The following is a 3,504-nucleotide window of genomic DNA, read 5'->3' as shown; positions in this document are numbered from 1 at the left end:
GAATCCGGCGTGTTCTCCAGGTCGGATTCCGGATCGTAAGCCATGTTCTCGATCACCTCGTCGGCATTGTGGCACGGCTGGTAGCCGGCGAACACGCAGCTTAAATGGCCACGGCCGTGCGTGTACGCGTTCACGTCCATCGCATAGTCGCGCATTTCGGATACCGGCGCCGTGCCGTTCAACACCATGTATTCGCCGTCGCCGGTAGGCGTGTCGAACGTGCCCGACATGCGCTGGATGTCGGCCATCGCATGTCCGACCATGTCCTGCGGCACTTCCAGACGGAAGCCGTACCAAGGTTCAAGCAGACGGCAATCGCCCTTCTTCTTCGCTTCCATCAGGCCCTGGCGTATCGCACGGTAGGTGGCTTGGCGGAAATCGCCGCCTTCCGTGTGCTTCAGATGCGCACGGCCCGTCAGCAGCGTGATTCTCATATCGGTGATCGGCGAGCCGGTGAGCACGCCCAGATGCTCGCGTTCCTGGAAATGCTGCATGATGAGGCGCTGCCAGTTGCGGTCGAGCACGTCCTCGCTGCACACGGTGGCGTATGCCATTCCCGCGCCCTGCGGCAGCGGTTCGAGCAGCACATGCGTTTCGGCGTAGTGACGCAACGGCTCGAAATGGCCGACGCCTTCGATCGGAGCGGCGATCGTCTCCTTGTACAGGATGCTGCCCGGTCCGAACGTGACGTCCAGGCCGAAACGGTCGTGCATGATCTGCTGGATGATCTCCAGCTGCACCGCGCCCATCAACTGCAGGTGCACTTCCTCTAGGCGAGACTGCCAGACGACGTGCAGCAGCGGATCCTCGTCCTCCAGTTCGCGCAGGGCGACGAGACATTTGTGAATGTCGCACTCCCCCGGTTCCAGCGTGTACGTGAGCACCGGCTGGAGGACCGGACTGCCGGCGTCCCGCTCCATGCCGAGGCCTTCGCCGGGGAATGTCTGCGTCAGACCCGTGACGGCGCAGATGGTGCCTGCGGGGACCGTGTCGACGGTGGTGGATTTCGCGCCGGAATAGACGCGCACCTGGTCGGCTTTCTCATGCCATTGGCCGTCTTCGGCAACCGCATCCGCGTCGCCGGCGTGCGCGGTGCCGCTTAGCATCATCTTGGCCTTCAGTTCGCCGCCGGTCACCTTGAGCCAGGTCAGACGGTTGCCTTGCGCGTCATGAGACACCTTATATATGCGTGCGCCGAATTCGCCATTGTATTGCGGCTCTTGCGCGAACCGTTCGAAACCTGCGACGAACTGTTCTATACCGTCCATTTTCAGCGCTGATCCGAAATAGCAGGGGAACAGCTCACGGCGGGCGATCATGGCGCGAATGGTTTCGTCCGGCACGGTTTCGGTGTCGAGATACGCGTCCATGGCCGTTTCATTTTGCATGGCGATCTCCTCCATGCGTTCGCCGTCAATCGGCTCGGTGAAGTCGACGCAGCCGTCCGAGAAGCGTTTCTTGAGTTGGGCGAGCAGTTGCGTTTTGTCGGCGCCGGGCGAGTCCATTTTGTTGACGAAGACGAATGTGGGCACCTGATAGCGATTGAGCAGTCGCCACAGCGTTTCGGTATGGCCTTGGATGCCGTCCGCGCCGGAGATGACGAGGATGGCGTAGTCGAGCACGGCGAGCGTACGTTCCGTTTCGGCGGAGAAGTCGACGTGGCCAGGAGTATCGAGCAGGGTGATGGTGAGGTCGGGCGTGGCGATGACGGCCGGCTCGGTGAAGATGGTGATGCCGCGCTGCCGTTCCATGGCGTCCGTGTCGAGGAAGGCGTCGCCGTGGTCGACGCGGCCGAGTTTGCGTACTTGGCCGGTAGCGTACAGCAGCGCCTCCGACAACGTGGTCTTGCCCGCGTCCACATGCGCCAGAATGCCCGCGACGATTCGCTTCATGGTCTCCCCTATCTTCGCAAGCCAATGGCTTGCCGTTCAATGGACAGGAAAGCCCCCGCACCGCATGAAACGACGCGAGGGCTTGATGGTGACCCCGGCCGGGCTCGAACCGGCGACCTTGAGATTAGAAGTCACATGCTCTATCCAGCTGAGCTACAGGGCCAAACTAAACACAGTATAGTCAGTTCGCACACAGTTGCCAACTCGACACGGCAATCACATCGCCTTGAGCACAATGCCGACGATGGCTACGAGCACGCCGACGTATTGGATGCCGGCCACGGGCTTGCGTGGCACGCCAAGCAGGCCGAAACGGTCGACCAGCAATCCTCCGCCGACCTGACCGAGCAATACCAGCATCACCGTCATGCCGGTGCCGATATGCGCGGACAGGTACGCGTTGCACATCACCAGCGTCGCACCCAACAATCCGCCTACCCACATCCACCACGGATTGCCTTTCTTCAGCGCGTCGCCGAGGCTGTAGGTGCGGTCGACGAATGCGACGACGATCGCAAGCGAGATCAGACCGACCACGAACGAGGCGAGCGATGCCTTCACCGGCGATCCCAACGCGACGCCCAGCTTGCCCAACAACGCCGTCTGCACGGCCGAACACATGCCGAACGCGATGCCTGCGCAACTCCACAGCACGGTCGCGGAACCTGGCACATGTACGGCTTTTCCGTCAGTTTCGGATTTTTCGGAATCGCCGGAATTTTCCGAACCGCCAGCCGGGCGATCGATGGCAGGCCTCAATCGCAGATTCGGTCCGGCGACGGCAAGCAGGAAGCCGACCAGCGTGATCGCCGCACCTGCGATGCGCAGCAGGGAAATCGGCTGCGCGGTAGTGCCGAACCAGCCGAAAGCGTCGATCAGCAGGCCCATGACGATCTGTCCGGTGACTGGCATGATCACGGTTTTGAGACTGCCTAGTTTCGGCAGCAGCAGCACATTGCCGGTCAGGAAAGTGACACCGAACACGCCCGCGAACCACATCCACCATGGACCGTTCGCCGCGGTGGCGGGAATCAGCGGATACGGGCCAAGCAGCAGCGTCAAAGTCAGCATCGCAATGAGGCCGACGCTGAACGACACCAGCGAGGCGCGCAACGGCGAGCCGATGGAACGGCCGAGCCGCGTGTTCACCGCGGTCTGCACCGGCGTGATCAGTCCGGAGAAAATTCCCAGCAATCCTTGCAGCATGTTCAGCCTTCCTACGTTTCTCGGCACACGCTTCCCGGCACAGATTATCACAGCACCAGACCATCAGCCGACGTAACAATAAACCCTTGAAATCCAATGATTCCAAGGGTTTTCATGCAATCTCAGCAAAAGGTGCGAACCGGCGACCTTGAGATTAGCGGTCAGGGAAACCGGTCGACGGCCAAACGCTACTCGATAATCCAGCTCAGGCCGACGAGCACGATGACGAACAGCACGTTCACCGCGGTGTAGACGGCCAGATAACGGCCTTTTTTGTCCGGGTAGGCGCGCGTCACGTTCTTGTAGCCGATCAGCGACGCCATGGACGCGATCAGCGTGCCCAAGCCGCCCAGGTTGGTGCCGATGATCAGTTCACGCCACTGGTCGCAGAAGCCGGACAGCAGCA

The 3,504-nt window shown here is 61.4% G+C and carries 2 protein-coding genes, 1 tRNA gene and 1 pseudogene; all 4 read right to left on the bottom strand.

Translation table 11 applies throughout. The features are described 5' to 3' along the window. The coding region (locus tag Q5H31_RS08180; RefSeq protein ID WP_302457670.1) for a translation factor GTPase family protein at positions 1–1,892 on the bottom strand (1,892 nt) is incomplete at its 3' end. An 86-nt stretch (positions 1,893–1,978) separates the two neighbouring features. Continuing rightward, positions 1,979–2,055 (bottom strand) — tRNA-Arg (locus Q5H31_RS08175). Between the two features lie 53 nt (positions 2,056–2,108). Further along, the gene (locus Q5H31_RS08170) at positions 2,109–3,098 is read right to left on the bottom strand and encodes a DMT family transporter (RefSeq protein WP_302457669.1); all 990 of its coding nucleotides are present in this window, start codon (positions 3,096–3,098) and stop codon (positions 2,109–2,111) included. Positions 3,099–3,286: 188 nt separating this feature from the next. Continuing rightward, positions 3,287–3,504, bottom strand: a pseudogene (locus Q5H31_RS08165) (anion transporter); the annotation flags it as partial.

The sequence above is a fragment of the uncultured Bifidobacterium sp. genome (genome assembly GCF_959020155.1).
In the GTDB taxonomy this organism is placed as follows: Bacteria; Actinomycetota; Actinomycetes; order Actinomycetales; family Bifidobacteriaceae; genus Bifidobacterium.
The sequence above is the reverse complement of the archived record's forward strand: the minus strand, read 5'-3'. Positions and strand labels throughout refer to the sequence as shown.